The sequence below is a fragment of the Yonghaparkia sp. Soil809 genome (genome assembly GCF_001429705.1).
GTDB lineage: Bacteria > Actinomycetota > Actinomycetes > Actinomycetales > Microbacteriaceae > Microcella.
This window is the reverse complement of the sequence record NZ_LMSV01000002.1, coordinates 890,257-917,006: the sequence shown is the minus strand read 5'-3', so window position 1 is coordinate 917,006 and position 26,750 is coordinate 890,257. Positions and strand designations below refer to the sequence as shown.

At 71.8% G+C, this 26,750-nt stretch carries 24 protein-coding genes; 17 read left to right on the top strand and 7 right to left on the bottom strand.

Annotated elements, in window-relative coordinates:
- Positions 1 to 3: 3 nt before the first annotated feature.
- Positions 4 to 1,848 (bottom strand): glycoside hydrolase family 15 protein, encoded by a 1,845-nt coding sequence (locus tag ASG83_RS11825; RefSeq protein ID WP_255358252.1) that lies wholly within the window; start codon positions 1,846 to 1,848, stop codon positions 4 to 6.
- A gap of 40 nt (positions 1,849 to 1,888) precedes the next feature.
- Here ASG83_RS11825 and ASG83_RS11820 point away from each other — a divergent pair, with 40 nt between their 5' ends.
- A complete protein-coding gene (locus ASG83_RS11820) occupies positions 1,889 to 3,262 on the top strand; it encodes a glucose-6-phosphate dehydrogenase (RefSeq protein WP_055861646.1) in 1,374 nt (457 codons plus the stop codon).
- A 4-nt stretch (positions 3,263 to 3,266) separates the two neighbouring features.
- Positions 3,267 to 4,025: an SDR family oxidoreductase gene (locus ASG83_RS11815; protein ID WP_055861643.1), complete on the top strand. Its 759-nt coding sequence runs from the start codon at positions 3,267 to 3,269 to the stop codon at positions 4,023 to 4,025.
- On the opposite strand, the gene ASG83_RS11810 is transcribed toward ASG83_RS11815, so the two are convergent.
- Positions 4,022 to 4,486, bottom strand: coding sequence for a hypothetical protein (locus tag ASG83_RS11810; protein WP_055861640.1), 465 nt, complete (start codon positions 4,484 to 4,486; stop codon positions 4,022 to 4,024). The two genes, ASG83_RS11815 and ASG83_RS11810, sit on opposite strands and share 4 nt — an antisense overlap.
- A 70-nt stretch (positions 4,487 to 4,556) precedes the next feature.
- Between ASG83_RS11810 and ASG83_RS11805 the strand changes: the two genes are divergently transcribed.
- From ASG83_RS11805 to ASG83_RS11790, 4 genes are all read left to right on the top strand, one after another.
- Positions 4,557 to 5,213 (top strand): CDP-alcohol phosphatidyltransferase family protein, encoded by a 657-nt coding sequence (locus tag ASG83_RS11805; protein WP_235460194.1) that lies wholly within the window; start codon positions 4,557 to 4,559, stop codon positions 5,211 to 5,213.
- The gene (locus ASG83_RS11800; RefSeq protein ID WP_055861636.1) at positions 5,206 to 5,697 is read left to right on the top strand and encodes an FHA domain-containing protein; all 492 of its coding nucleotides are present in this window, start codon (positions 5,206 to 5,208) and stop codon (positions 5,695 to 5,697) included. The genes ASG83_RS11805 and ASG83_RS11800 overlap by 8 nt, the downstream gene beginning before the upstream one ends.
- Positions 5,697 to 6,407: a MerR family transcriptional regulator gene (locus ASG83_RS11795; protein WP_055861634.1), complete on the top strand. Its 711-nt coding sequence runs from the start codon at positions 5,697 to 5,699 to the stop codon at positions 6,405 to 6,407. Before ASG83_RS11800 ends, ASG83_RS11795 begins: the two co-directional genes overlap by 1 nt.
- Positions 6,408 to 6,524: 117 nt before the next feature.
- On the top strand, positions 6,525 to 7,070 hold the full coding sequence (locus ASG83_RS11790) for a MerR family transcriptional regulator (RefSeq protein ID WP_055861631.1): 546 nt from the start codon (positions 6,525 to 6,527) through the stop codon (positions 7,068 to 7,070).
- A gap of 109 nt (positions 7,071 to 7,179) precedes the next feature.
- Here the strand turns inward: ASG83_RS11790 and ASG83_RS11785 are convergent, their stop codons facing one another.
- Positions 7,180 to 7,983, bottom strand: a complete 804-nt coding sequence (locus tag ASG83_RS11785; RefSeq protein ID WP_055861628.1) for a ParA family protein — start codon at positions 7,981 to 7,983, stop codon at positions 7,180 to 7,182.
- Between the two features lie 119 nt (positions 7,984 to 8,102).
- Here ASG83_RS11785 and ASG83_RS11780 point away from each other — a divergent pair, with 119 nt between their 5' ends.
- From ASG83_RS11780 to ASG83_RS11770, 3 genes are all read left to right on the top strand, one after another.
- Positions 8,103 to 11,501 (top strand): pyruvate carboxylase, encoded by a 3,399-nt coding sequence (locus ASG83_RS11780; protein ID WP_055861623.1) that lies wholly within the window; start codon positions 8,103 to 8,105, stop codon positions 11,499 to 11,501.
- Positions 11,502 to 11,581: 80 nt separating this feature from the next.
- Positions 11,582 to 12,889 carry a MinD/ParA family protein gene (locus ASG83_RS11775; RefSeq protein ID WP_082515073.1) on the top strand — a complete coding sequence of 436 codons (1,308 nt, stop codon included), beginning with the start codon at positions 11,582 to 11,584 and terminating at the stop codon, positions 12,887 to 12,889.
- 10 nt (positions 12,890 to 12,899) lie between these two features.
- The gene (locus tag ASG83_RS11770; RefSeq protein ID WP_055861621.1) at positions 12,900 to 13,400 is read left to right on the top strand and encodes a peptide deformylase; all 501 of its coding nucleotides are present in this window, start codon (positions 12,900 to 12,902) and stop codon (positions 13,398 to 13,400) included.
- Positions 13,401 to 13,452: 52 nt separating this feature from the next.
- Here ASG83_RS11770 and ASG83_RS11765 read toward each other — a convergent pair whose 3' ends face one another.
- On the bottom strand, positions 13,453 to 15,279 hold the full coding sequence (locus tag ASG83_RS11765; protein ID WP_055861618.1) for a long-chain fatty acid--CoA ligase: 1,827 nt from the start codon (positions 15,277 to 15,279) through the stop codon (positions 13,453 to 13,455).
- A 102-nt stretch (positions 15,280 to 15,381) separates the two neighbouring features.
- Here ASG83_RS11765 and ASG83_RS11760 point away from each other — a divergent pair, with 102 nt between their 5' ends.
- The 3 genes from ASG83_RS11760 to ASG83_RS11750 all read left to right on the top strand — a co-directional run bounded on the left by ASG83_RS11760 (position 15,382) and on the right by ASG83_RS11750 (position 18,605).
- Complete coding sequence (locus tag ASG83_RS11760; protein WP_055861614.1) at positions 15,382 to 16,347, top strand: ROK family glucokinase; 966 nt, start codon at positions 15,382 to 15,384, stop codon at positions 16,345 to 16,347.
- A 37-nt stretch (positions 16,348 to 16,384) separates the two neighbouring features.
- Positions 16,385 to 17,074 carry a 1-acyl-sn-glycerol-3-phosphate acyltransferase gene (locus ASG83_RS11755; RefSeq protein ID WP_055861611.1) on the top strand — a complete coding sequence of 230 codons (690 nt, stop codon included), beginning with the start codon at positions 16,385 to 16,387 and terminating at the stop codon, positions 17,072 to 17,074.
- Between the two features lie 151 nt (positions 17,075 to 17,225).
- Complete coding sequence (locus ASG83_RS11750; RefSeq protein ID WP_055861608.1) at positions 17,226 to 18,605, top strand: class II 3-deoxy-7-phosphoheptulonate synthase; 1,380 nt, start codon at positions 17,226 to 17,228, stop codon at positions 18,603 to 18,605.
- A 46-nt stretch (positions 18,606 to 18,651) separates the two neighbouring features.
- Here ASG83_RS11750 and pknB read toward each other — a convergent pair whose 3' ends face one another.
- Positions 18,652 to 20,616, bottom strand: a complete 1,965-nt coding sequence (gene pknB / locus ASG83_RS11745; protein WP_055861606.1) for a Stk1 family PASTA domain-containing Ser/Thr kinase — start codon at positions 20,614 to 20,616, stop codon at positions 18,652 to 18,654.
- Positions 20,617 to 20,665: 49 nt separating this feature from the next.
- Positions 20,666 to 22,009 carry a LysM peptidoglycan-binding domain-containing protein gene (locus ASG83_RS11740; protein WP_055861602.1) on the bottom strand — a complete coding sequence of 448 codons (1,344 nt, stop codon included), beginning with the start codon at positions 22,007 to 22,009 and terminating at the stop codon, positions 20,666 to 20,668.
- A 169-nt stretch (positions 22,010 to 22,178) separates the two neighbouring features.
- Between ASG83_RS11740 and ASG83_RS11735 the strand changes: the two genes are divergently transcribed.
- Positions 22,179 to 22,517 (top strand): Rv2175c family DNA-binding protein, encoded by a 339-nt coding sequence (locus tag ASG83_RS11735; protein ID WP_055861600.1) that lies wholly within the window; start codon positions 22,179 to 22,181, stop codon positions 22,515 to 22,517.
- A 57-nt stretch (positions 22,518 to 22,574) separates the two neighbouring features.
- On the opposite strand, the gene ASG83_RS11730 is transcribed toward ASG83_RS11735, so the two are convergent.
- Complete coding sequence (locus tag ASG83_RS11730) at positions 22,575 to 23,696, bottom strand: polyprenyl synthetase family protein (protein ID WP_055861596.1); 1,122 nt, start codon at positions 23,694 to 23,696, stop codon at positions 22,575 to 22,577.
- Between the two features lie 85 nt (positions 23,697 to 23,781).
- Between ASG83_RS11730 and ASG83_RS11725 the strand changes: the two genes are divergently transcribed.
- From ASG83_RS11725 to ASG83_RS11710, 4 genes are all read left to right on the top strand, one after another.
- Positions 23,782 to 24,168 (top strand): DUF3040 domain-containing protein, encoded by a 387-nt coding sequence (locus ASG83_RS11725; protein WP_055861594.1) that lies wholly within the window; start codon positions 23,782 to 23,784, stop codon positions 24,166 to 24,168.
- Between the two features lie 429 nt (positions 24,169 to 24,597).
- On the top strand, positions 24,598 to 25,029 hold the full coding sequence (gene mraZ / locus ASG83_RS11720; protein ID WP_055861591.1) for a division/cell wall cluster transcriptional repressor MraZ: 432 nt from the start codon (positions 24,598 to 24,600) through the stop codon (positions 25,027 to 25,029).
- A gap of 102 nt (positions 25,030 to 25,131) precedes the next feature.
- Positions 25,132 to 26,082 carry a 16S rRNA (cytosine(1402)-N(4))-methyltransferase RsmH gene (rsmH, locus tag ASG83_RS11715; protein WP_055861588.1) on the top strand — a complete coding sequence of 317 codons (951 nt, stop codon included), beginning with the start codon at positions 25,132 to 25,134 and terminating at the stop codon, positions 26,080 to 26,082.
- On the top strand, positions 26,079 to 26,741 hold the full coding sequence (locus ASG83_RS11710; protein ID WP_156376825.1) for a hypothetical protein: 663 nt from the start codon (positions 26,079 to 26,081) through the stop codon (positions 26,739 to 26,741). Before rsmH ends, ASG83_RS11710 begins: the two co-directional genes overlap by 4 nt.
- Positions 26,742 to 26,750: the final 9 nt, after the last annotated feature.

Genomic DNA, 26,750 nt, shown 5'->3' with positions numbered 1-26,750 from the left:
GGGTCAGGATGCCCGACTCGGCACCGCGGGCGACACCCGCTTGCGCGCGGTCGCGATCGCATCCGCCGCCCGCACGAGCGCGAGGTGCGAGAGCGCCTGCGGCGTGTTGCCCATGTGCCGATCGTTCTCGACGTCGTACTCCTCGGCGAGCAGTCCGACCTCGTTCGTGAGGCCGACCAGGCGGTCCATGAGCGCGACCGCGTCGTCGAGCCGGCCTCCATAGGCGAAGTTCTCCACGAGCCAGAACGCGCAGGCCAGGAACGGGTGCTCGTCGCCGGGCAGACCGTCGACCCCCGATTCGGTGCGGTAGCGCAGGGGGAGCCCGCCCCGCAGCAGCGTCTCCTCGATGCGGGTGACGGTCGCGAGCATCCGCGGGTCGTCGTGGGGGACGAAGCCGATGTGCGCCAGCTGCAGGAGAGAGGCGTCGACCTCGTCGGTGTCGTAGTGCTGCACGAACCAGCCGCCCTCGCTCACGCCGTTCGCGAGGATCTCCGCGCGCAGCCCGTCGCGCAGCGCCGCCCAGTGGTCGGCGTCGCCGTCGAGCCCGTGCTCGCGGACCGCGTGGACGCCGCGATCGAAGGCGGCCCAGAGCATCGCGCGCGAGTGGGTGAACGTGCGGTGCTCGCCCCGGATCTCCCAGATCCCGTTGTCCCGCCGGTCCAGCTGCTTCTCGGCGTGCGCGAGGAGCGCCTTCTGCAGCGACCAGGACGACTCGTCCTCCTCGACGCCGAGGTCGCGGGCCCGATCGAGGGCGATGAGCACCTCGCCGAAGATGTCGCCCTGGAACTGCGTGAAGGCCCCGTTGCCGACCCGCACGGGCGCCGAGCCGCGGTAGCCGGGCAGCGAGTCGAGCTCGTACTCCGCGAGGCGACGCTCGCCCGAGAGCCCGTACATGATCTGGAGGTCCTGCGGGTCGCCCGCGATCGCGCGCAGCAGCCACGCCCGCCACTCGGCGGCTCCCGTCTGGTGACCGTGGAGCATGAGGGCCTCCAGCGTGAGCGCGGCGTCCCGCAGCCAGACGTAGCGGTAGTCCCAGTTGCGGCTCCCGCCGAGGTCCTCGGGCAGGCTCGTCGTGGGGGCCGCGACGATGCCTCCGGTGTCCTCGTGGGTGAGGGCGCGCAGCACGAGCAGCGAGAGCCGCACGTGCTCGTCGTAGGCGCCGGGCGCCGCGCAGGTGAGCGCCCACTCCCGCCACCACGCGCGCGTGCGGTCGAGCTGAGCGTCGACGTCGAGCGGGCCCGGCGCGGGGCGGTGGGCGGGGAACCAGGTGAGCACGGTGTCGACGGTCTCGCCCGCGCGCACGAGGGTCTCGGCGCGGTGCGCGTGGTCGATGGCGCGGAAGCGAGGTCCCCGGACGACGACCGCGTCCGGGCCGGCGATGGCGACGAGAGCGGGATGCTCGTCCGTGCCCATCTGCCGGACCCACGGCATCGCGCTCGCATAGTCGAATCTGATCCTCAGCACCTGCTCGACGGCGACCTCGCCGCTCACGCCCCGCACGCGGCGCACGACGTCGGCGCGACGATCGCCGTGCGGCATCGCGTCGATGACCTCGATCTCGCCGGTGGCGGTGCGCCAGCGGGTGACGAGCACGAGCGCGTCGGGCTCGTAGCGCCGGCCGAGCATCTCGGCCTCGCCGACGGGGCGCAGCACCCACTGCCCGTGCTCCTCGGTGCCGAGCAGCGCGCCGAGCATCGAGGCCGAGTCGAAGCGGGGGAGGCACAGCCAGTCGATCGCCCCCTCTCGGTCGATGAGGGCGGCGGTGTGGCAGTCGCCGATGATGGCGTAGTCCTCGATCGGGGCGGGCATCCTCCCAGCCAATCGGAGCTTCCTCCGAACTCGGTGCACGCGGGGTCGCGGCGCGCCCGGTCGCGCCTAGCGTGGAGGGATGCCTTCCTCCCGCGACCGCTCTCTGATCATCCTCGGCGCGACGGGCGACCTCGCCGAACGGCTCCTCCTCCCGGGCCTGGCGAGCCTCCTCGACGCGGGGCGCGCGCGGGGAATCGAGCTCATCGGCGCGAGCAGCAGCGACTGGAGCGACGATCGCTGGCGCGACCTCCTGCGCTCGACGCTCGGGGACTCCGCGGGCGACGCGCTGCCGGGCATCCTCGACCGGGCCCGGTACGTGCGCACCGACGCGACCGACGCGGATGCCCTGCGCGCGCTGCTCGCCGCGGCGACCCGCCCGCCGCTGCTGTACCTGGCCGTCCCGCCCTCGATCGCGCTGGCGACGGTCGAGGCGCTCGCGGAGGTCGAGCTGCCGGCCGGCGCGGTCCTCGTCCTCGAGAAGCCCTTCGGGGTCGACAGCGAGAGCGCCGCGCACCTCAACGCCCGGCTCGCCGAGCTCCTCCCGGAGGACCGCGTCTTCCGCGTCGACCACTTCCTCGGCAAGTCCACGGTCGCGAACCTCATCGGCCTGCGGGCCGCCAATCGCGTCATCGAGGCGGTGTGGAGCCGCGAGGGCATCGCCCGGCTCGAGATCGTCTACGACGAGTCGCTCGCGCTCGAGGGCAGGGCCGGCTACTACGACACGGCCGGGGCGCTCGTCGACATGATCCAGAGCCACCTGCTCCTCGTGCTCGCGCTCGCCGCGATGGAGCTGCCCTCGAGCCTCGAGGCCGACGACCTGCACGGCGCGATGATGCAGGTTCTGCGCGCGACGAGCGTCCGGGGCGGCGACGCCGTCGCCTCCAGCCGCCGCGCTCGGTACACCGCGGGCGCGGTCGAGGGCGACGCCGTGCCCGATTACACGGCGGAGGAGGGCGTCGACCCGGCGCGCGCGACCGAGACGCTCGCGGAGGTCGTGCTCGACATCGCCACGCCGCGCTGGGCGGGCGTGCCGGTCGTGCTGCGCAGCGGCAAGGCGCTGGGCCACCCCTCGACGCACGTGCGGGCGAGCATGCGATCCGCGCCTCACCTCCCCCGAGGGCTCGAGCCCGCGGCGGGAGCCCCGGCGATCATCGTCGCGCTGAGTCCCGAGCGGCTCTCGATCGAGCTCGACATCAACGGCGCCGGCGACCCCTCCGATCTCGACCGCGTGAGCCTCGATGCGGAGTTCGCGGCCGGCGAGCTCACGGCGTACGGCGAGGTGCTCGGTGACGTGCTCGAGGGCGACTCGGCCTTCACCGTCCGCGGGGACATCGCCGAGGAGTGCTGGCGCATCGTCGAGCCCGTGCTCGAGGCGTGGCGCGCCGACCGCGTGCCGCTCGAGGAGTACCCCGCCGGCTCGAACGGACCGTCCGGCTGGGCGCCGCTACCGTAGCTCTATGACGACGGCTCTCATCACGGGCGCGACCGCCGGCATCGGCGCCGAGTTCGCCCGCCAGCTCGCCGCCCGCGGAACCGACCTGGTGCTCGTCGCCCGGACGGCCTCCCGCCTCGAGCAGGTCGCCGCCGAGCTGCGCTCGCGCCACGGCGTCGGCGTCGAGACGATCGCGGCCGATCTGTTCGACGAGGCCGGGGTCGCCGCGGTGGAGCGCCGCGTCCGCGACGACGCGCATCCCGTCGACCTGCTGGTCAACAACGCCGGGCACGGGCTCGTCACCGACTTCGCCTCCTCGCCGCTCGACGACGAGGTGCGCCACCTCGACCTCCACGTGGGTGTGCCGCTGCGCCTCACGCACGCGGCGATGCAGGGGATGCTCTCCCGCGGCCACGGCCGCATCGTCCTGATCTCGAGCGTCGCGGCCTTCACCCCCCGCGGCAGCTACGGCGCCGCGAAGGCCTGGGGCGTCTCGTTCGCGCGCTGGGCGAACCTGCGGTACCGCGGCCGAGGCGTGAGCGTCACGGCGGTCGCGCCGGGCTTCACGCGCACCGAGTTCCACGAGCGCATGGGCGTCGCCACGACGGGGGTCCCCGGGGCGCTCTGGCTCGACGTGCGCGACCTCGTGCGGCTCGCGCTGCGCGACATCGACCGCGGCCGAGCGGTGTCGATCCCGACCCTGCGGTACAAGATCATCGCGGGGCTCGCGCGCGTGCTGCCAGCGCGTGTCGCGGCGGCGGGCAGCCTCGCGCCGAACGACTAGACGGAGACGGGCTGCGCGGGCTCGTCGGCGAGCTGCGCCTTCCACGCGACGAGGCCGCGGACGGTGGCGCTCGCGTCCTCCGCGAGGCGCTCCATGGCGTCGGCGGGCACGAAGTAGTTGATGGCGACCCACGCGCGGACGGTCTCGTCGGGGTCGGAGGCGAGCTCGCGGAGGATGTCGCACGGGGTGTGCTCGTTCTTCGCCACGCACGCCCGCACGCTCGCGACCGGGTCCTTCGCGAGGGCGGCGTAGACCTCATCAGGGGCGTGGTACGACAGCGCGGCGCTCTCGCGGATCCGCGGGTTCGCGTCGCTCGCGAGCCGGCGGATGCGGGCGATCTTCGATGCGGTCACGGTGGGGGAGAGGAACTGCGCGACCGGGTCGGGCGAGGTCGCGCGCGCGGGGGCGCTCGCGGCGAGCTGTCGGCGCTGGGCTGGGGTGTTGAAGCGGATGCACGACATGCGCGGCAGAATAACCCGCGGCCGCGGCATCCGCGCTGTCGGGCACGCCGTGCCTCACTACACTGACAGCGTGAGCGAAGCCGACGCAGTGCCCCCGGCGAGCCGCCCGCCCGTCAGCACGCGCATCCTCACCATCCCTAACCTGCTGAGCGCCATCCGCCTCGCGCTCGTGCCCGTCTTCCTCCTGCTGGTCCTGACGGGCCAGGACGTCGCCGCTCTGCTCGTGATCGTGTTCTCGAGCGTCTCCGACTACGTCGACGGCATCATCGCCCGTCGCTTCAGCCAGATCACGCGCCTCGGGCAGCTGCTCGACCCGGCCGCGGATCGCCTGTTCATCTTCGCCGCGGTCGTCGCCCTCGCCGTGCGCGAGGTCGTGCCGTGGTGGCTCGTCGTCGTCATCGTCGGCCGCGACGTCATGCTCGTGGTCCTCGGCGTCGTCCTCGCGCAGCATCGCTACGGTCCGCTTCCCGTGCATCACCTGGGCAAGCTCGCGACCTTCGCGCTGTTCTACGCGCTGCCCATCCTCGTGCTCGGGCAGGCGTTCCCCGACGCCCGCGTCGTATCCGACCCGATCGGCTGGGCGTTCGCCCTCTGGGGTGCCTTCCTCTACTGGTGGGCGGGCGCTCTCTACCTGCGTCAGACCCTCGAGCTCGTGGGGAATCGACCCGGAGCCCCCCTGCCGGCATCGGATACGCTGAGTGATCTGAGGAGGTCCACTGATGGCTGAGAACGTGTCTGCCCGCCCCGCGGGGGACGAGCAGAGCAGCGCCGCGCCGGCGTACAACTCGTCCGAGACGACGGTCCACTACGGTCCGGACTTCGTCGCGCAGCTCGCCGCCATGGAGGCCGGGGTCACCGTCGAGGAGCAGGAGGCGATCGCGGCCCTGCCGTCCGGCTCCGCTCTGCTCATCGTGCGTCGCGGCCCGAACACCGGAGCCCGCTTCCTCCTCGACGCCGACGTGACGGTCGCGGGTCGGCACCCCGACGCCGACATCTTCCTGGACGACGTGACCGTCTCGCGCAAGCACGCGGAGTTCCACCGCGACGGCACGTCATTCACGGTGCGCGACCTCGGCTCGCTCAACGGCCTCTTCTTCAACGGCGAGCGCATCGACGGCACCGCCGCGCTCGTCGACGGCTCGGAGGTGCAGGTCGGCAAGTTCCGCCTCACCTTCTACGCCTCGCGCGCCGACCGCCGCCCGGTCGCCTAGTGGCGGAGCGGTCCGCCGCCGCAGCCCGTCGCCCCGCGACGCCTGCGGCATCCCTGCTGAGCATCGGGCAGGTGCTCGCCAAGCTCAGCCCGGAGTTCCCCGACCTGACGCCCTCGAAGCTGCGCTTCCTGGAGGAGCGCCAGCTCATCTCCCCGTCGCGCACCGAGTCGGGCTACCGCAAGTTCTCTCCCTCCGATGTCGACCGTCTGCGCTTCGTCCTGACGATGCAGCGCGATCACTACCTCCCGCTCAAGGTGATCCGCGGCTATCTCGACGAGCTCGACGCCGGGCGCACGCCCAGCCTCCCGCTCGGCGGCGCCGTCCCCGCCCCGTCGATGCTCGCCACCGAGCGCCGGTACAGCCGCGACGAGCTCGTGCGGGAGGCCGGTGCGACTACGGCACTCCTCGGCGACGCGGTCAGCGCATCACTCATCGCCCCCGGCGAGACGTACGGCGAGGAGGCCCTGCAGGTGCTGCGCTCGCTCGTGGAGCTGCAGCGCTCGGGCATCGAGCCGCGCCATCTCCGCGGGTTCCGGGCGGCCGCCGAGCGCGAGCTCGGGCTCATCGAGAGCGCCCTCATCCCGGTGTCCCGACGGAACGATCCGTCCTCCCGCGCGCGGGCGGCCGAGCTGGCCCTCGAGATCGCCGGGCAGCTCGAGATCGTGCGCTCGAGCCTGATCAGATCGGCGCTCGGCAGGCTACAGTCGTAGTCGGGCCCGACACGCCGCGCCGACGGTGCGAATGTCTGCGGCGGGGGTCGGGTGGCTCGCTAGTCTGGATGACGTGATGCGAAGTATCACGTTAACGATGAAGGTTAGGTAGAGGCCATGAGCGACGTCAGCCGCCGCGACGAACGGTACGACCTCGGCCTGCTCTTCACCGACGGCCTCCCCGAGCTCGACGACCAGGCCGGCTACCGCGGCGCCGTCGCCGCCCGCGCCGCCGGGATCTCCTACCGGCAGCTCGACTACTGGGCGCGCACGCAGCTCGTCGAGCCCACGGTGCGCGGCGCCGCCGGCTCCGGCACGCAGCGGCTCTACGGCTTCCGCGACATCCTCGTGCTCAAGCTCGTCAAGCGGCTGCTCGACACCGGCATCTCGCTCCAGCAGATCCGCACCGCGGTCAACCAGCTCCGTGAGGCCGGCGTCAACGACCTCGCCCAGACCACTCTCATGAGCGACGGCGCGAGCGTCTACCTCTGCACCTCCGACGACGAGGTCATCGACCTCGTCAGCCGCGGGCAGGGCGTCTTCGGCATCGCCGTCGGCAAGGTCCTCCGCGAGGTCGAGAGCTCGCTCGTCGACCTCGACTCGACAGCCGCCGCCGACCCCGCCGACGAGCTCGCCCAGCGCCGCGCCACGCGCGCGAGCTGACCCGCGGGCCCGGCCCCGGGCATCCCGTCTCGCACGCGCGGCGCCTCCCGGCGCGACCTCGACGGCGGGACGTCCGTCCGGACGGTCGTCCCGCCGGGGAAGTGCGGATCTAGCGCTGTGCGTACTCGCCCATGCGCGCGGTGCGCATGACGCGCTCGAGCAGCTGGTCGAAGTTCCGAGCCATCTCCTGGGCGCTCTCGCCCGGCCAGATGTGCAGCGGCTTCGCCGCGCCCTGCGCCTGCTGGAGCGAGGTGCGCTCGGGCAGCTGCGGGGCGAGCACGAGCGGCCCGAACATGTCGCGGAGCTCCTTGATGCGGAACTGGTGCTCGATCGACTGCACGCGCGCCCGGTTGACGATGATGCCGAGCGGCTGCAGCCGGGGCGAGAGCCCGCGGCGGATCTCCTCGATCGCGCGCAGGGCGCGGTCGGCGGCGGCGACGGAGAAGAGGCCGGGCTCGGTCACGACGACGACGCGGTCGCTCGCGGCCCAGGCCGTCCGGGTGAGCGCGTTGAGCGACGGGGCGCAGTCGATGAGGACGAGGTCGTAGTCGGCCTCGACGTGCGCGAGGGCCTCCTCGAGCTTCCAGATCTCTCGGATGCTCGGGTGCGGCCCGTCGAAATTGATCGCGCTGGGGCTGCCGATGAGCACGTCGACCGTGCCGGAGCGCCCCTTCGTCCAGCCCGACGGCGCGATCGCCTGACGGACGGTCTTCTCCTTCGGGGAGGCGAGGACGTCGGCGACGTTGAGCCGCCCGGTCACGGTGATGTCCATCCCGGTGGAGGCGTCGGACTGCGGGTCCAGGTCGACGACGAGCGTTCGCAACCCGCGCGAGAAGGCCGCGGATGCCAGCCCGAGCGTCACCGTGGTCTTCCCCACGCCTCCCTTGAGGGAGCTGATGCTCAGTACGTGCACGATCAACGACCCTACCTTCACTAGTCTTGAAGTGCGCGCCCACGCGCCGACCTCGGTATGCCACCACGATCCATCGCGGGCCTCCTCATCGCCCGTTCGGGTCACCCTGAGAGGAATCGATGTTCCGGAAGATCCTTGTTGCCAATCGCGGGGAGATCGCGATCCGCGCCTTCCGAGCCGCGTACGAACTGGGGGCGCGCACCGTCGCGGTCTTCCCGTACGAGGATCGCAATTCGATGCACCGCCTCAAGGCGGACGAGGCCTACCAGATCGGCGAGCCCGGGCACCCCGTGCGCGCCTACCTGGACGTCGCCGAGATCATCCGCGTCGCCAAGGAGAGCGGGGCCGACGCGATCTACCCCGGCTACGGCTTCCTCAGCGAGAACCCCGATCTGGCCCAGGCCGCCGCCGACGCGGGAATCGCCTTCATCGGCCCGCCGCGCGCCGTCCTCGAGATGGCCGGCAACAAGGTCACAGCGAAGGAGCACGCGATCGCCGCGGGAGTGCCCGTCCTGAAGTCGAGCCCCGCGACGACCGACATCGAGGTGCTCGTCGCCGCGGCCGACGAGATCGGCTTCCCCGTCTTCGCCAAGGCCGTCGCCGGCGGCGGCGGGCGGGGGATGCGCCGGGTGGAGAAGCGGGAGGACCTGCGCGCGGCCCTCGAGGCCGCCATGCGCGAGGCGGACAGCGCGTTCGGCGACGCGACGATGTTCGTCGAGCAGGCCGTCGTGCGCCCGCGCCACATCGAGGTGCAGATCCTCGCCGACTCGCACGGCGAGACCGTGCACCTGTTCGAGCGCGACTGCTCGGTGCAGCGCCGACACCAGAAGGTCGTCGAGATCGCCCCGGCTCCGAACCTCGACGAGGATGTCCGCCAGGCGATGTACCGCGACGCCGTCGCCTTCGCGAGGTCCATCGGCTACGTCAACGCCGGCACGGTCGAGTTCCTCCTCGACACGGCGGGGGAGCGCACGGGCCAGCACGTCTTCATCGAGATGAACCCGCGCATCCAGGTGGAGCACACCGTGACCGAGGAGGTCACCGACGTCGACCTCGTGCAGTCCCAGATGCGGATCGCCTACGGCCAGTCGCTCGCCGAGCTGGGCCTGACGCAGGAGCAGATCCACCTGCGCGGCGCGGCGCTGCAGTGCCGCATCACGACGGAGGACCCGGCGAGCGGCTTCCGCCCCGACACCGGCAAGATCACGACCTACCGCTCGCCCGGCGGCGCCGGAGTGCGCCTCGACGGCGGCACGATCGCCTCGGGCGCTCAGATCTCGCCCCACTTCGACTCGATGCTCGCGAAGATGACCTGCCGCGGTCGCGACTTCGGCGCCGCGGTCGCGCGCGCCCGTCGCGGTCTCGCCGAGTTCCGCATCCGCGGCGTGACCACGAACATCCCGTTCCTCCAGGCCGTCCTCGACGACCCGCAGTTCCAGGCGGGCGATCTGAGCACGTCGTTCATCGACGAGCGTCCGGAGCTCGTTCGGGCCAACATCTCCAAGGACCGCGGCACGAAGGTCCTGAACTGGCTCGCCGATGTCACGGTCAACCAGCCCAACGGCGCCGGCGCGACGGCGATCGATCCCGCGACGAAGCTGCCGGAGATCGACCTCGACGCCTCCGCACCGGCGGGCTCGCGCCAGCGCCTGCTCGAGCTCGGCCCGGTGGGCTTCGCCCGCGCCCTGCGCGAGCAGACCGCGCTCGCGGTGACCGACACGACGTTCCGCGACGCGCACCAGTCGCTGCTCGCGACGCGCGTCCGCACGAAGGACCTCGTCGAGGTCATGCCGCACGTGGCCCGGATGACGCCCGGGCTCCTGAGCGTCGAGGCCTGGGGCGGGGCGACCTACGACGTCGCGCTGCGCTTCCTCGGCGAGGACCCGTGGCAGCGCCTCGCGGCGATGCGGGAGGCCCTGCCGAACATCGCCATCCAGATGCTGCTGCGCGGCCGTAACACGGTCGGCTACACCCCGTACCCCACGGAGGTGACCGAGGCGTTCGTGCGGGAGGCGGCCGAGACGGGGATCGACGTGTTCCGGATCTTCGACGCGCTCAACGACGTCGACCAGATGCGGCCCGCGATCGAGGCCGTGCTCGCGACGGGCTCGACCGTCGCCGAGGTCGCGCTCTGCTACTCCGGCGACCTGCTCGATCCGGCGGAGGACCTCTACACGCTCGACTACTACCTGCGTCTCGCGGAGCAGGTCGTCGACGCCGGCGCTCACATCATCGCGATCAAGGACATGGCGGGCCTGCTGCGCGCGGGCGCCGCCGAGAAGCTCGTCGCCGCACTGCGCGAGCGCTTCGACCAGCCGGTGCACCTCCACACGCACGACACGGCGGGCGGTCAGCTCGCGACGCTCCTGGCCGCGTCGCGCGCGGGCGTCGACGCGGTCGACGTGGCGAGCGCGCCCATGGCCGGCACGACCTCGCAGCCTCCGTTCTCCGCGCTCGTCGCCGCCCTCGCCCACACCGAGCGCGACACCGGGCTGAGCCTGCAGGCGGTGAGCGACCTCGAGCCGTACTGGGAGGCCGTGCGGCGGGTCTACGCGCCGTTCGAGTCGGGTCTCTCCGGCCCGACGGGGCGCGTGTACCACCACGAGATCCCGGGCGGGCAGCTCTCGAACCTCCGCCAGCAGGCGATCGCGCTCGGGCTCGGCGACCGCTTCGAGCTCATCGAGGACTGGTACGCCGCGGCCAACCGCATCCTCGGCCGCCCCACGAAGGTCACGCCGTCCTCCAAGGTCGTGGGCGACCTCGCCCTGCAGATGGCCGCGGCCGGCGCCGACCCGGCCGACTTCGAGGCGAACCCCGAGAAGTACGACATCCCCGACTCGGTCATCGGGTTCATGGCGGGCGAGCTGGGCGACCTGCCCGGCGGCTGGCCCGAGCCCTTCCGCTCGAAGGTGCTCGCCGGTCGAACGGTCAAGATCGGCACGACGCCGCTCACCGAGGACCAGCAGGCCAAGCTCGACGGCTCGACCGATGAGCGTCGTCTCATGCTCAATCAGCTCCTCTTCCCGCAGCCCACCCAGCAGTTCCTGCAGGTGCGCGAGCAGTTCGGCGACCTCTCCGTGCTGAGCACGCCCGACTACCTCTACGGCCTCAAGCCCGGCGTCGAGCACATCATCGAGATCGAGCGCGGCGTGAGCCTGTTCGTGAGCCTCGAGGCGATCGGCGAGCCCGACGAGAAGGGCATGCGCAGCGTCATGGCGACCCTCAACGGGCAGATGCGCCCGGTCACGATCCGCGATCGGGGCATCGCGGTGGACACCGTGCAGGCGGAGAAGGCCGATCCCGCGCATCCCGGTCAGATCGCCGCGCCCTTCATGGGAGTCGTCACGCTCAAGATCGCGGAGGGCGACGCGGTGGAGGCGGGGGCCCCCGTCGCGACGATCGAGGCCATGAAGATGGAGGCGGCGATCACGAGCCCGGTCTCGGGCACGGTGCGCCGGCTCGCGATCCCCGCCACGCAGCAGGTGGAGGCGGGCGACCTTCTCGTCGTCATCGACTGAGCACGATTCACTCCTTCGCGGGACCCGGGCAGCTCGGGCGATAGACTGGGCCGTCCACGAGAACGACGAAGGGTTCGTGAATGGTGACCGACCGCGCCTCCGGCGATGAGAGCGAGATCGTGCACGGGCGCGCCCGCTCCGTGGCCGAGGGCCTCGAGCCGGCCGGCGGGGACGACCTCGCGACCGCGCTCCCCGAGAGCCTGACGATCGAGGTCGCGCTTCCCGCCCCGGTGCACGAGGCGCCGGAGGAGGAGACCGCCGTCGCCCTCGTCGGCACCGGAATCGACCCCTCCGTCATCGAGGTTCTCGAGAGCGGGACGACGTCGATCTCGCTCTCCGAGCCCGCCATCGTCGCCGTGACGACGCCGGCGAGCCCGGCGGACACGGGCTCGGTCGCGATCGCCGACTACTCCCGCCGCGAGCGCATGGCGGGGGCGGATGTCGGCCCCGAGTCCGCCGCGATGCTCACCGCCGATCGCCTCATCGACCCGCGGCGCGGGCCCCGTTCGGCCCCGGAGGGCGCGTGGCAGCGCTTCGTCTACCGCGCCACCCTCACGCGCGTGAATCTCGGCGACTCCGCCCGCGTCCGCGCCCGCAAGGAGCTCGATGCGCGCATCGACGCCGTGCTCGAGGGCGGAGCCCGCTTCGTCCCCGTGCTCACCCGCAAGGGCGGCGTCGGCAAGACGACCATCACGACCCTGCTCGGGATGGCGCTCGCCACGGTCCGAGAGGACCGCATCATTGCGATCGACGCCAATCCCGACCGCGGAACCCTCGCCGAGCGGGTGACCAAGCAGACGCGCGCGACCGTGCGCGACGTCGTCAACCGGGCCGCGAGCATCCAGGGCTTCACCGACTTCACGAAGCTCGTCTCGCGCGATACGACCCGCTTGGACATCCTCGCCTCCGACACCGACCCGATGCTCTCGGAGGCGTTCGATGAGAACGACTACAACGTGGTCGCCGACCTCGCCGCGCGCTACTACTCGATCGTGCTCACCGACTGCGGCACGGGCATCGTGCACTCCGTCATGCGCGCGACCCTGCAGCGCGCCGACTCGATCGTCATCGTGTCGGGCGGCAGCGTCGATGAGGCGCGACTGGCCTCCGAGACGCTCACCTGGCTCGAGGCGAACGGGTACGGCGAGCTGGTCCGCAACGCCGTCGTCGCGATCAACACCGCCACGCAGGGCACGAACCTCGTGAAGCTCGAGGAGATCGAGGCCCACTTCGCCTCCCGCGTGCGGCAGATCGTCCGCATCCCCTACGATGAGCAGCTCGCGGCGGGGTCGGTCATCCACTGGAACGACCTGCGGCCGCTCACCCGCCAGTCGGCCCGAGAGCTCGCCGCGATCGTCATCGACGGCATGCCCGACCGGGAGTCGTGAGCGCCGTCCGATGACCGTCCGTCCCATCCGACTCTTCGGAGATCCGGTGCTCCGATCGCGCGCCGACGAGGTCGTCCGGTTCGACGCCTCTCTCCGATTGCTCGTCGACGACCTCCTCGACACCGTGCGGGTTCCCGGCCGCGCGGGCGTCGCGGCGAATCAGATCGGCGTCGGCCTGCGGGTGTTCAGCCTCAACATCGACGGCGAGGTGAGCTACATCGTCAACCCCGTCCTCGCCGAGGTGCGCGGTGAGCCGGAGCCCGTCGAGGAGGGCTGCCTCTCGGTGCCCGGGTTCGGCTTCCCGCGTCTCCGCCACCCGTGGGCGCGGGTTACCGGCCTCGACGGCGACGGCGCTCCGATCGAGCTCGCGGGGGAGGGGCTGCTCGCCCAGGCCCTGCAGCACGAGACCGATCATCTCGACGGGCGGCTCTACGTCGAGGGCCTGGCTCCGGAGATCAAGCGCGAGGCCATGCGAGCGATCCGCCAGGCGGAGTGGTTCGGCCGCTCGTAGAACGCGGACGGGGCGCCGGACCGCGTCCGACGCCCCGCGAGTCGCGCGGCTGCTACTGCTGCAGCGAGATTCCCTGCGTCGCCGGAGCGCCGGAGTACATCGCCTCGATCGTGCTCGCGAAGTCGGCGACGATGACGTTGCGCTTGATGCTCATCTTGGGCGTCAGATGGCCGCTGGTCTCCGTGAACTCGACGGGGAGGACCGTGAACTTCCGGATCGACTCCGCGCGCGACACGCGGCTGTTGGCCGCGTCGATCGAGCGCTGGACCTCCGCGAGCACCTTGGGGTGCTTGACCGCGTCGGTGAGGGGCATCGTGGCGTCCTCGCCGTTGTTGTTGAGCCACACCGGGAGCATCTCCGGGTCGAGCGTCACGAGCGCGGAGACGAACGGCTTCTGGTCGCCGACGACGACGACCTGGCCGACGATCGGGTTGGCGCGGATCGGGTCCTCGAGCGCGGCGGGGGCCACGTTCTTGCCGCCGGCCGTGACGAGGATCTCCTTCTTGCGGCCGGTGATCGTCAGGTAGCCGTCGGCATCGAGCGAGCCGATGTCGCCCGTCCGGAACCACTCGCCGTCCATGACCTCGGCGGTCGCCTCGGGCTTGTTCCAGTAGCCGCCGAAGACGTTGACGCCCTTGACGAGGATCTCCCCGTCGTCCTCGATGCGGACCCCGACGCCCGGCAGCGCCGGCCCCGTCGTGCCGATCTTGAACTTGTTCACGAGGTTCACGGTCGCCGGGGCGGTGGTCTCGGTCAGGCCGTAGCCCTCGAGGATCCGGATGCCGAGGCTGCGGAAGAAGTGGCCGAGGCGGGGGCCGAGCGGCGCGGAGCCGGAGACGGCGTACTGCACCCGCCCGCCCATCGCGGTCTTGAGCTTCGAGTAGACGAGCCTATCGAAGACGGCGAACTGCACCTTGAGCCCCAGCGGCACGTGGCCGGCGTCGAGCGCCTTCGAGTGCGCGACAGCGACGTCGGCGGCCCGACGGAAGATCTTGCCCTTGCCGCCGGCCTCCGCCTTCTGCTCGGCCGAGTTGTAGACCTTCTCGAACACGCGCGGCACCGCGAGGAGGAAGGAGGGCTTGAACGAGCCGAGCGCGGCGAGCAGCTGCTTGGTGTCGGCCTGGTGGCCCACCTTCGCGCCGGCGTGCACGGCCAGGATCGAGATGAAGCGCGCGAAGATGTGCGCCGTCGTGATGAAGAGCAGGGTGGAGGAGCCGGGTGCCACGACCTCCTTCATGGCGACCGCCGCGTTGCGGCAGGTCTCGACGAAGTTGGAGTGGGTGAGGATGCAGCCCTTGGGGGTGCCGGTCGAGCCTGAGGTGTAGATGAGCGTCGCCAGGTCGGTGCCCTTCGCGATGCGCCGGCGCTCCTCCAGCTGCTCGTCGGTGACCGACCCTGGGTCGGCGGCGAGCTTCTCGAGGTCGCCGAGGTGCATCTGCCAGACGCGGCCCACGTGGGGCAGATCTCCCGCGACCTCGTCGTAGCGCGAGAAGTGCTCCGCAGTCTCGACGATGAGCTCGCGCGCCCCCGAGTCCTCCAGGATGTACTGGATCTGGCTCGGCGAGCTCGTCTCGTAGATCGGCACGAGCACGGCACCGGCGAACCACGTCGCGAAGTCCACGAGGGTCCACTCGTAGCGCGTCTTGCACATGAAGCCGATCTTGTCGCCGGCCTGAACGCCGGCGGCCATGAGGCCCTTGGCGAGCGCGACGACCTGGGAGTGGAACTCGCCTGCCGTGACGTCGCTCCAGCCGCCGTCCGCGGTCGGGAGCGAGAAGAGCGGCGCGTCGGGATCGACGGCGACGCGGTCGACGAGCAGGTCGCTCGCGTTCGCGCCGGGATCGGGCGACACGACGGCCGGGACGACGAATTCTTGCACGGGGACTCCTTTGGCACCGTCAACGGGTGGGTACAGTGCGACCACTCTAGCCCGCGCATCGCGGCCGGGGACGGGACTCGAGGCTCACTAGACTCTCTCCTCGTGCATGCTGTGGGAATCGACATCGGTGGAACGAAAATCGCGGGCGCTCTTGTCGGCGATGACGGAAGGATCCTCGCGGAGGACCGTCATCCGACGCCCGCGGGCGACCCGCATGCGATCGTCGACGTCGTCGTGGAGATGGTGCAGCGCCTGAGCGCGGGCCAGCAGGTCATCGCCGCGGGCGTCGCCGCCGCCGGTTTCATCGACTCCGCGCAGTCGACGGTCTACTACGCGCCGAACATCAACTGGCGCAACGAGCCCTTCCGCGATCGCCTCCGCGACCGTCTCGGCATCGACGTCACGATCGACAACGACGCGAACGCCGCCGGGTGGGCCGAGTTCCGATTCGGCGCGGCGCGCGACGTGCGGGACATGACGATGCTCACCATCGGCACGGGCGTCGGCGGTGCCATCGTCACGGGCGACCGGCTCCTCCGCGGCGGCTTCGGCACGGCGGGCGAGCTCGGCCACCTGCGCGTCGTGCCGGACGGCCTGCCCTGCGGGTGCGGTGCGCGCGGCTGCATCGAGCAGTACGGCTCCGGCCGGGCGCTGCTGCGGATGGCCAACGAGATCGCCGATGCCGGGGGCATCGGCCTGGCCCTCGCCGATGCGCGCGCGCAGAACGGTGCGCTCGATGGGAGCATCCTCGCCGCCCTCATCACCGAGGGCGATCCGGGCGCCCTCCACGCCCTCTCGCAGCTGGGGCGCTGGCTCGGTCAGGCGTGCGCGAGCCTGTCGGCCGTGCTCGACCCCGAGATGTTCGTCTTCGGCGGGGGAGTCTCGATCGCGGGCGACCTGCTCCTCGACCCGGTGCGCGAGGCGTACCTGGCCCACCTCCCCGCCCGCGGCTACCACCCGGAGCCGGTCTTCGTCACCGCGCAGCTCGTCAACGACGCCGGCGTCGTCGGCGCGGCCGACCTCGCGCGGATCCACGCGGCGGGCATCGGCGCCGCGACCGCGAGCTAGGGTTGTCGGATACGACCGGTACGGGGGAGGGACGACGATGTTCTACTGGCTGATGAAGAACCTCGTCATCGGGCCCATTCTGCTGACGGTGTTCCGACCGTGGGTGCGCGGCGTCGAGAACGTCCCGCGCACGGGCCCGGTCATCCTCGCCAGCAACCACCTCTCGTTCGTCGACTCGATCTTCCTGCCTCTGGTGCTCGACCGTCGCGTGGTCTTCCTCGCCAAGAGCGACTACTTCACGGGCACGGGCATCAAAGGCTGGCTCACGCGCGTCTTCTTCGAGGCGAGCGGCCAGCTGCCGATCGACCGATCGGGAGGCAAGGCCAGCGAGGCCTCGCTCAACACCGGTCTTCGGGTGCTCTCCGAGGGCTTCGCGCTCGGCATCTACCCGGAGGGCACCCGCAGCCCCGACGGCGTGATGTACCGCGGCCGGACCGGCGTCGCCCGCATGATCCTGGAGTCGGGCGCGACGGTCGTGCCCGTCGCGATGATCGACACCGAGAAGGTCATGCCGATCGGCGTGCGGATCCCGAAGGTCATGCGGCCGGGAGTCGTCTTCGGCGAGCCGCTCGACTTCTCGCGCTTCGCGGGCCTTGAGTCCGACCGCTTCGTGCTCCGCTCCATCACCGACGAGATCATGTACGAGCTCAACCGCCTCAGCGGACAGGAGTACCACGACGTCTACGCGACGACCGTGAAGGACAAGCGGCCGGCGCACGTGCGCTGACCCGGCCCTCCGCCGCTCGCAGCGCCAGCCCTGAGGCCTTCTCGGGGCCGTCGCCGCGCGCTGAGGAGCCTCCGCGCTCGGCTAGGCTCGTCCCAGCGGCAAGGGAGCCGCCCTCTGCCCTGATTCCTGTCGCTGTGAAGGATGTTCCACCGTGGTCGATGCGACCGAGCCCGTCATCTCCGCCGATCCCGCCGTCATCGCGGGGCTCGATCACTGGCGCACCCTCCCGATCAAGCAGCAGCCCGCCTGGCCCGACCCTGCCGCGGTCGCCGCCGCGTCGGCCGAGATCGCGTCGATGCCTCCGCTCGTGTTCGCCGGCGAGGTCGACCAGCTCCGCGAGCGCCTCGCGCGCGCCGCGCGCGGCGACGCCTTCCTCCTGCAGGGCGGCGACTGCGCTGAGACCTTCGCGGGCGCGACGGCCGACCAGATCCGCAATCGCGTGAAGACCATCCTGCAGATGGCCGTCGTGCTCACCTACGGCGCCTCGATGCCCGTCATCAAGATGGGTCGCATGGCCGGCCAGTTCGCCAAGCCCCGCTCGAGCGACACCGAGACCCGCGGCGACGTCACGCTGCCCGCCTACCGCGGCGACATCGTGAACGGCTACGACTTCACGCCCGAGTCGCGCCAGGCCGACCCCGCGCGCCTCGTGAAGGGGTACCACACGAGCGCGTCCACGCTGAACCTCATCCGCGCCTTCACGCAGGGTGGCTTCGCCGACCTCCGTATGGTGCACAGCTGGAACAAGGGCTTCGCCTCGAACCCCGCCAACCAGCGCTACGAGGGCCTCGCGAGCGAGATCGACCGCGCCATCCGCTTCATGGAGGCCGCCGGCGCCGACTTCGACGAGCTCAAGCGCGTCGAGTTCTACTCGAGCCACGAGGGCCTCCTCATGGACTACGAGCGGCCCATGACGCGCATCGACTCGCGCACGGGCACCCCGTACAACACGAGCGCCCACTTCCTCTGGATCGGCGAGCGCACGCGCGAGCTCGACGGCGCGCACGTCGACTTCTTCCGCCGCATCCGCAACCCCATCGGCGTGAAGCTCGGCCCGTCGACGACGCCCGAGACCATGGAGCGCCTGATCGACGTCCTGGACCCCGATCGCGAGCCGGGTCGCCTGACCTTCATCACGCGCATGGGCGCCGGCACGATCCGGGATGCCCTGCCGCCGCTGCTCGAGGCGATCAAGGCCGTCGACGCGACCCCGCTCTGGGTCACCGACCCCATGCACGGCAACGGGCTCACGACCCCCACGGGCTACAAGACGCGGCGCTTCGACGACGTCGTCGACGAGGTCACGGGATTCTTCGAGGCGCACCGCGAGGCGGGAACGCACCCCGGAGGAATCCACGTCGAGCTCACCGGTGACGACGTCACCGAGTGCCTCGGCGGCTCGGAGATGATCGACGAGGCGACGCTCGCGACGCGCTACGAGTCGCTGTGCGACCCGCGACTGAACCACATGCAGTCGCTCGAGCTCGCGTTCCTCGTCGCCGAGGAGCTCAGCAAGGCGCAGCGCGCCTGAGCCGCCGGCGTGGGCGTCCCCGCCTCTCGCCGATGCGTCGGCGCGGTCAGTCGAAGAACGCGCTGATGACGATCTCGCTGTTGCGGATCGCCTGACCGTCCTGCGACGGCTCGACCTGCTGGACGGTCGCGATGTCCCAGAAGAACTCGGGCACGTTGGTGTCGATGACCGGCACGAAGCCCGCCGCCTCGAGCGCGGTGCGCGCCTCGTTGATGGTCAGGTCGATGACGTCGGGGATGTCGACGAGGTCGGGCCCGCGCGAGACGATGAGCGTGAAGGCGTCGCCCGGGCGGAAGGGTTCGTCGGCGGAGGGCACCGCGCGCAGGACGAGGCCCTCGGCGATGTCGTTGTTGAACTCGGAGTCGCCCCCGACAGTCGCCGTGAGCCCGAGCGCCTCGAACGCCGCGCTCGCCGTCCCCGGCTCGACGCCGACGACATCGGGGAGCGGGCCGAGGGAGACGACGAGGGTCACCGGGGTGCCCTTGAGGGACTCCGAGCCCTCGGGGAGCCCGGACTCCGTGCCGTCCTCGCCGATCGAGACGACGCCGATCGCCGAGCCCTGGGCGACGCCAGGGTCGATCTGCCGGATCGCGTCCTCGGCGACCACGAGCCCCGCGCCGTCGAGGAGCGTGCGCGCATCCGCCTCGGGGACCCCGGCGATGGCGGGGACGGTCGTCGGCTCAGGACCGAGGGAGACCACGAGAGTCACGGTCGAGTCGGGCGGAACGACCTCGCCGGCGGGCGGGTCGGTGCCGAGCACCGCTCCCGCGGGGATCTCGAGGTCGTGGGCGGTCGCGGGCTCCGCGCCGACGACGAGCCCCTGCTCGAGCAGGGCGGCGCCGGCCGCCTCGGGCGACTGGCCTCGGACATCCGTGATCGTCACCTGGGCGCCGGGGCCGGCCCCGAACCACCAGCCCGCCCCACCCGCGGCGAGGGCGAGGAGCAGCACGAGGGCGAAGGCGATCCAGCCGCGCTTGCGCCGCCGGCCGGTCGCGCGCGCGAGCTCGCCCGTCGCCGAGTTCCCGATGACGGTCGTCGACCCGGTCGCTCCGGTCGACCCGACCGTCGCGAGCGAGCCGATGACCTGGGTCTCGGCGGTGATCGTCGGCGGCACGAGCGGGGTCGTGAAGACCATGGTCTTCTGCGGGCCCGTCGCCGACAGCGAGGTCTCGAGCGATCGTGCCGTCTCGACGACCTGCTCCAGGAGGGCGCGGGCATCCGCCGGGCGGTGCTCGGGGTCGCGGGCGGTCGCCCACAGCACGAGCTCGTCGAGCTCCGCGGGGACGCTCGGGTTCGTCGCGCTCGGCGCGGGAACGGTGTCGTTGGCGTGCTGGAACGCGATCTGCATCGGCTGCTCGCCCTTGAAGGGCTGCTCGCCGGTGAGCATCTCGAACATCATGATGCCGACCGCGTAGATGTCGCTGCGGGTGTCGGCCACGCCGCGGGTCACGAGCTCGGGGGAGAGGTAGGCGATCGTGCCGAGGAGGGCCGCCCCGGCGGCGGTCGCGGCCGACGCGGCGCGCGCGAGACCGAAGTCGCCGATCTTGATGCGGCCGTCGTCGGCGAGCAGCACGTTCTCGGGCTTGAGGTCGCGGTGCACGATGCCCGCCTTGTGGGCGGCCGAGAGGCCGGAGAGGATCGCTTCGACGATGTCGAGCGTCTGCTGCGGCGTGAGCGCGCCGTACTCCTGCAGCAGCTCGCGCAGGGTGATGCCGGGCAGGTACTCCATGACGAGGTACGCCGAATCGGCGTCCTGACCCTGGTCGAAGACGTTGACGACGTTGGGGTGCGCGAGCCGCGCGGCCGACCGGGCCTCCTGGATGAATCGCGCCGTGAACTGGCTGTCATCGGCGAGGTGGCCGTGCATGATCTTCACCGCAACGAGGCGCTCGAGCCGCTGGTCGGTCGCGAGGTAGACCGTGGCCATCCCGCCGCGCGCGATGCGCGAGCGGACGTGGTATCGACCGTCGATGAGCCGCCCGATCATGGGGTCGGTCGTCGAGGTGCTCACCCTCCCCAGTCTAGGTCGCGAGCCTCGTCCGAGCCGGGCGCCACACGGCCTAGGTCAGTTCGTAGAGCCAGGCCCAGGCGGAGGTCTCCCACTTCGCGTAGTGGTCGGGGTAGGCCGAGATCTGCACCGCCTGCGCGGCCTGCGTGACGGTCATGGACTGCCAGCCGCGGACATCCAGCAGGCCGCGGGTGTGCCCCTCGTTGCCGACGTAGAACAGGCGCGCGGCGTAGGCCGGGTCCTGCAGCTGCTCGGGATCGCCCCAGCCCTGGCTCGGCCGCTGCTGGAAGAGGCCGACCGAGTCGCGGTCGCCCCACGAGAGGTTGCGCATCGACGACTCCTGCATGGCGGTCGCGAGCGCGATGACGATCCCGTAGTCGGGCACGCCGAGCGAGCGGCCGACCTGGATGATCGTGGCGGCGTGCACGCGGCCCTCGGCGTTGAGGGGCTGGATGCTCCCGCTCACGGGCGCGCTGGGGACCGGTGCGGTCGGGGTCGGCTGCGCCGGCGCGGGCGCTGCGGTCTCGGGCGCGGGCGCGGGCGCGGGCGCCGGTCCGCCGGGGAGTACGGGGCGCTCCGCGATCGGCATCGACGTGACCGACGAGACGGTCTCCATGGCGGGTGCGGCCGCGGGAGCGGGAGCGCTCGATGTGCCGGGGATCAGCAGGGTCTGACCCGGGTAGATGATGCTCGACCAGCCGAGGGCGTTGGCGTCGAGGATCGACTTGGTGGACACGCCGAATCGTGCCGCGATCGCCGAGACCGTGTCGCCGCTGCGGACCTGGTAGGTGCCGCCGGGTGAGACGGGCGCGGAGACGGTGGCGCCCTTGGTCGGCGCGCTCGTGAGCGTGAGGACCTGGCCGGGGAAGATCACCGACTTCCAGCTGAGACCGTTCAGCGCGAGGATTCCGGCCGTCGAGAGCCCGAATCGCGCGGCGATCGCGGAGACCGTGTCGCCGGCTTCGACCGTGTACACGGCGGGGGCGGCGCTCGTGGTGAGAGCCACCGTGCTCATGGCGCCCGGGGTGATGGCGGCCCCGACGTGGGCCAGCGCCGCTCGGAGAGTGGACGGGCCGGCGGCCTGCTGCGGCTTCGGGCTGAGCGGCTTGCGAGGCGCCGCATGGGCGGCGTCGACGGGGCCGGTCAGGCCGAGCCCGAGCGTGAGAGCGCCGGTGAGCACGAGCGGCATCGTCGACAGCGCGGCGCTCCGTGCTCGAGCGGCCGCGCGGGACACGACCGGATCGGCGGCCGGGGCGGTCGGTGACGGTGCGGAGTTGATGCGGGGAGCGAGGCCGCCGAACACGGCTCGAGCGCGGGCTCTCGCGTCCTCCTGATCGCGGGCGATCGAGGCGTCGTCGGTCGCTGACGCCGCCCCGGTGCGGTCGAGCTCGATCATCGGTCGTCCCCTCGTGATGCGGTGCGGCGACAGCGCCGCGCGCGGATCCCCGTCCGCTGTTACACATTAACACTGGTGTCAACCACTGTGGAGGATGTTGCTGCAGTTAACACGCCGGAAACACGACCATGCGCGGGCGCGGCGACTCGGTTCATGGCACGCTGGAGTCGTGACCGCAGACTCCAGCCGCTGGCTGACCGTCCCCGACCTCGTCGAGCTGCTGGGCGTCTCGCCCGGCCGCGTCCACCGTCTCCTCGAGGATCACGCACTCCTCGCCGTTCGTCGCGACAGGGTCCTGGTGGTCCCGGAGGAGTTCCTGCGCGACGGCGAGCCCCTCCACGAGCTGCGCGGGACGCTCATCCTGCTCGCCGACAACGGGTTCAGCGACGACGAGGCGATGGAGTGGATGCTGTCGGTCGACGAGATGCTCGGCACCTCGCCCATCGAGGCCCTCCGGCGGGGGCGCAAGGCCGAGGTCAGGCGGGTCGCGCAGGCCATGGCGTTCTAGCCGAGCGGCTCGTGCCTCCCGCCGCTCAGCTGGCCCCCTCCGCTCGAGGGCGGCGGCTCAGTGCGCTCGGCGCGTCACGAGGTCGGCCAGGCCGACGAGCTCGGAGCGCGCCGCCCGGCTGAGCGGGGCATCCTCGATCGCGGCCGTCGCCTCGCGCACGGATCGCGCGATCATCGTCTCGACCGTGTCGACGGCCCCGCTGTCGCGGATCGTGGCCTGCAGGGTCGCGATCTGGTGCTCCGAGAGCTCGGGGTCGCCCAGCAGCTCGTCGATGAGGCGCGCCGCGGACGCGGGAAGAGCACGGCGCGCGAGCGCGATGAGGACGGTGCGCTTGCCCTCGCGGAGATCGTCGCCGGCGGGCTTGCCCGTCACCTCGGGATCGCCGAAGACTCCGAGCAGGTCGTCGCGCAGCTGGAAGGCGACGCCGAGCGGCAGGCCGAAGGCGCGCAGAGCGTCGACCTGCTCGGCCGTGCCGCCGGCCATGAGTCCGCCGAGCGCGAGCGGCGCCTCGATGGAGTACTTCGCCGACTTGTATGTGACCACGCGGTGGGCGCGGGGGAGGAGGTCCTCCTCCGGAGCGTCGCGCCACGCCACCTCCTCGAGGATGTCGAGGTACTGGCCCATTGTCACCTCCGTGCGCATGACGTGGAACTCGTGGCGCGCGCGGCGGGCCGCCGAGCGGTCGGCGACGATCGACAGCCCCTCGGCGAGGAGCTCGTCGCTCCAGCCGAGCAGGAGATCGCCGAGCATGAGCGCGGAGGAGGTGCCGTACGAGGCGGCCGACCCGACCCACTCGCGGCGCGCGTGGTCGGTCTCGAATCGACGGTGCATCGACGGCATGCCCCGCCGAGTGTCGGAGTTGTCCATGATGTCGTCGTGGACGAGAGCCGCGGCGTGGAAGATCTCCAGTGCGGCGGCGAGGGCGATGACGGCGTCGAGCTCGGCGTGGTCGTCCATCTCGGCCAGGGGGTCGTCGGGCCTGACGGTGCCGGCGACGGCGTGCCACCCCCAGTAGGCGAAGAGCGCGCGGAACCTCTTGCCGCCCCGCAGGAGGTCGCGGGACGCGTCGATGAAGACGTCCAGCTCGTCCGCGATCGTCGCGAGGTGGGTCGAGCGATCGACCAGGAACGCGTCGAGCCGGGCGTTGACCAGGTCGACTAACCGCAATCTCTCAGGCACTCGCCTAGCCTATCCAGCGGCGCGAGCCTAGAATGGGGAGACGGTGGGAGCCTCCCAACCCGTATTCGCACCAAGGGGTCCACACATGCCGCTGTCGGAGCAGGAGCAGCGCCTCCTCGAAGAGATGGAGCGCAGCCTCTACCAGAACGACGCCGACTTCGTGGCGACCGTCTCGGGTCGTCGCGGTCGACCGAACTACACGCAGATCGTCCTGGGCTCCCTGCTCGCGATCGCCGGAGTCGCCACTCTCGTCGCGGGCGTGATCGTGCAGCTCCCGATCGTCGGCGTCATCGGCTTCGCGCTGATGCTCGGCGGGGTGCTCCTGGCCCTCACGCCCGGCAAGGCCGCGGCGAGTGCGCAGCCCGCGGGCTCAGCACCGCGCGCGTCCGCTCCGAAGCGCTCACGCTCGTCGTTCATGGACACGATCAACGAGCGGTGGGAACGTCGACAGGACGGCGACCAGGGCCGCTAGGGCCGGGCCCGCACCACAAGTCCCTCCGGGGCCGATCGAGAGATCGGCCCCTTTTTTCATGCCGCAGCGCTCCCGCGGGCCGGCGTCCGCCCCCGCGCGCTCCATTGCCCTCCCCGCACTCCACCGTCCTCCCCGCCCTCCACCGTCCTCCACCGCGATCGGCGGCGGCGCACTGACTCCCGGGGATCCGCGCTGTTCCGGGCCTTCGGACCGTCCGTCCGCGGCTCGGCGCGCGCTGCGACCCGGGCGAGGCGCGGGCGTCCTCGTGCTCCCCTCCACCGTCCTCCCCGCGGGCCTCCCGCGAGATCACGGGGGAGAAGTGCCCCCAATTCGGGCTACAGTGGCGTCGAGTGATAGCAAAGTGGAGCATTGTGGAGTAAAGTGGAGCGTACCTAGAACTTCCGGCCGGAGAAGAAGGGGGAGCGGACGATGTTCCTCGGCACGCACACCCCCAAGCTCGACGAGAAGGGGCGCATCATCCTTCCGGCGAAGTTCCGGGATGAGCTCGCCAACGGCCTCGTCCTCGCCCGCGGGCAGGAGCGCTGCATCTACGTCTTCAGCGCGGAGGGCTTCGCGGCGCAGGTCGAGAAGATCCGCCAGGCCCCGCTCACGAGCAAGCTCGCCCGCGACTACGTCCGCGTCTTCCTCTCCGGCGCGAGCGACGAGCGCCCCGACAAGCAGCACCGCGTCACGATCCCCGCGGCGCTGCGCGACTACGCCGGGCTCGACCGCGACCTCACGGTCATCGGCGCCGGCGACCGCGCCGAGATCTGGTCGACCGAGGCGTGGAACGCCTACTACGCCGAGAAGGAAGAAGCGTTCTCGAACACCGAGGAGGAGGTGATCCCGGGCCTCTTCTGATCGCGAGGGTCGGACTCCCAGCCGTCATCGCCCTGACATCACTTCCCCGGTGCCAGGTCGACGGATGGGGATCCGGGCCCCGCGCTCATCCACCGGAACGACATGATCGAGAACCGACACACTCCCGTCCTCCTCGCGCGCACGCTCGAGCTCCTCGGTCCCGCGCTCTCGCGCGAGGGCGCCGTCATGGTCGACGCGACCCTCGGCCTCGGCGGCCACACCGAGGCGGCGCTCGAGCGCTTCCCCGGCCTCACGGTCGTCGGACTCGATCGAGACACGGATGCCCTGGCCGCGTCGATCGCGCGCCTCGCGCGGTTCGGCGACCGCTTCCGCCCCATGCACACGGTCTACGACGGCATCGAGCAGGCACTGGCCTCGGTCGGCATCGACGAGGTCGATGCCGTGCTCTTCGATCTCGGAGTCTCCTCGATGCAGCTCGACGAGGCCGAGCGCGGCTTCGCCTACGCGCAGGACGCCCCGCTCGACATGCGCATGGACCGCACGACCGGCATCACCGCCGCCGAGGTCCTCGCGAGCTACCCGGAGGAGGAGCTCCGCCGCATCTTCTACGCGTACGGCGAGGAGAAGCTCGCGCCGCGCTACGCCCGCCGGATCGTCGAGGCGCGCGCCGCCCGCGCGATCGAGCGGAGCACCGACCTGAACCAGATCATCTTCGATGCGACGCCGCGCTCCGCGCAGCGGACCGGCCACCCTGCCAAGCGCGTCTACCAGGCGCTGCGCATCGAGGTGAACGCCGAGCTCTCCGCCCTCGAGGCCGCCCTCCCCGCCGCGCTCGACGTGCTCGCCGTCGGCGGCCGCATCGTCGTCCTCGCCTACCAGTCGCTGGAGGACCGCATCGTCAAGCGCGAGCTCGCCTCCCGTGTGCGGTCGACCGCCCCCGCGGGGCTGCCGATGGAGCTGCCGGAGCATGCTCCACGCTTCCGCCTGCTCGTCCGCGGCGCCGAGCTCGCGAGCGAGCAGGAGCGCGCCGTGAACCCGCGCGCCATCCCCGTCCGCCTCCGCGCGGCCGAGCGACTCGCGGCCGCAGCATGAGCGCCGTCCTCGCCCCCACGACCCCCCGTCGGGCCGCGGCTCCGAGCCCCCGCCGGGCGCCGCGGCCCGTGGAGGTCGTCACGACGCGAGAGCAGCGCCGATCCCGCCCGCGCGCCGTGTACGCGATCGTCGCGACCGCCGGCGCGTTCGCGATCCTTCTCGCCCAGCTCCTGCTCTCGATCGCGCTCTCGGAGGGCGCCTACAGGATCGCCGCGCTGCAGGCCAGCGCCGTGGAGCTCGATCGCAACGCGCAGGTGCTCACCGAGAGCCTCGACACTCTGCGGTCTCCGCAGAACCTCGCGGCCAATGCCGAATCGCTCGGCATGGTCGCCAACGCCAGCCCCGCGTATCTGCGGCTGGCCGACGCGACGGTGCTCGGAGCGCCCGTCGCGGCAGGCGCCGGAGCAGGAGTGCTCGACGGGCGCGACAGCATGATCGGCAATGTGCTGCTGGCCGATGTGCCGCTGGTGACTCCGGCGTCGACAGGGGAGGTCGCGGGCGTTTCACCCGGGCCGTCGGCGCCGGGGTCGGTAGCCTCGGGCGGAATCGCCGCGACGGGTCCGACCGCTCCCGCGGCACCGGCGCCTGGCGCGGTCCAGCCGGCCGCGCCGGCGGCGCCCGCCGCCCCGACGACGATCCCGTCGCCCGTGACCAACTGACGCAGCACC

Coding starts and splice junctions, on each gene's coding strand:
- ASG83_RS11740 (WP_055861602.1), bottom strand. CDS start 22,009: ATGATCGAGCTCGACCGCACCGGGGCGGCGTCAGCGACCGACGACGCC.
- ASG83_RS11755 (WP_055861611.1), top strand. CDS start 16,385: ATGTTCTACTGGCTGATGAAGAACCTCGTCATCGGGCCCATTCTGCTG.
- ASG83_RS11815 (WP_055861643.1), top strand. CDS start 3,267: ATGACGACGGCTCTCATCACGGGCGCGACCGCCGGCATCGGCGCCGAG.
- rsmH (WP_055861588.1), top strand. CDS start 25,132: ATGATCGAGAACCGACACACTCCCGTCCTCCTCGCGCGCACGCTCGAG.
- ASG83_RS11800 (WP_055861636.1), top strand. CDS start 5,206: ATGGCTGAGAACGTGTCTGCCCGCCCCGCGGGGGACGAGCAGAGCAGC.
- ASG83_RS11820 (WP_055861646.1), top strand. CDS start 1,889: ATGCCTTCCTCCCGCGACCGCTCTCTGATCATCCTCGGCGCGACGGGC.
- ASG83_RS11790 (WP_055861631.1), top strand. CDS start 6,525: ATGAGCGACGTCAGCCGCCGCGACGAACGGTACGACCTCGGCCTGCTC.
- mraZ (WP_055861591.1), top strand. CDS start 24,598: ATGTTCCTCGGCACGCACACCCCCAAGCTCGACGAGAAGGGGCGCATC.
- ASG83_RS11810 (WP_055861640.1), bottom strand. CDS start 4,486: ATGTCGTGCATCCGCTTCAACACCCCAGCCCAGCGCCGACAGCTCGCC.
- ASG83_RS11775 (WP_082515073.1), top strand. CDS start 11,582: ATGGTGACCGACCGCGCCTCCGGCGATGAGAGCGAGATCGTGCACGGG.
- ASG83_RS11770 (WP_055861621.1), top strand. CDS start 12,900: ATGACCGTCCGTCCCATCCGACTCTTCGGAGATCCGGTGCTCCGATCG.
- ASG83_RS11710 (WP_156376825.1), top strand. CDS start 26,079: ATGAGCGCCGTCCTCGCCCCCACGACCCCCCGTCGGGCCGCGGCTCCG.
- ASG83_RS11780 (WP_055861623.1), top strand. CDS start 8,103: ATGTTCCGGAAGATCCTTGTTGCCAATCGCGGGGAGATCGCGATCCGC.
- ASG83_RS11725 (WP_055861594.1), top strand. CDS start 23,782: ATGCCGCTGTCGGAGCAGGAGCAGCGCCTCCTCGAAGAGATGGAGCGC.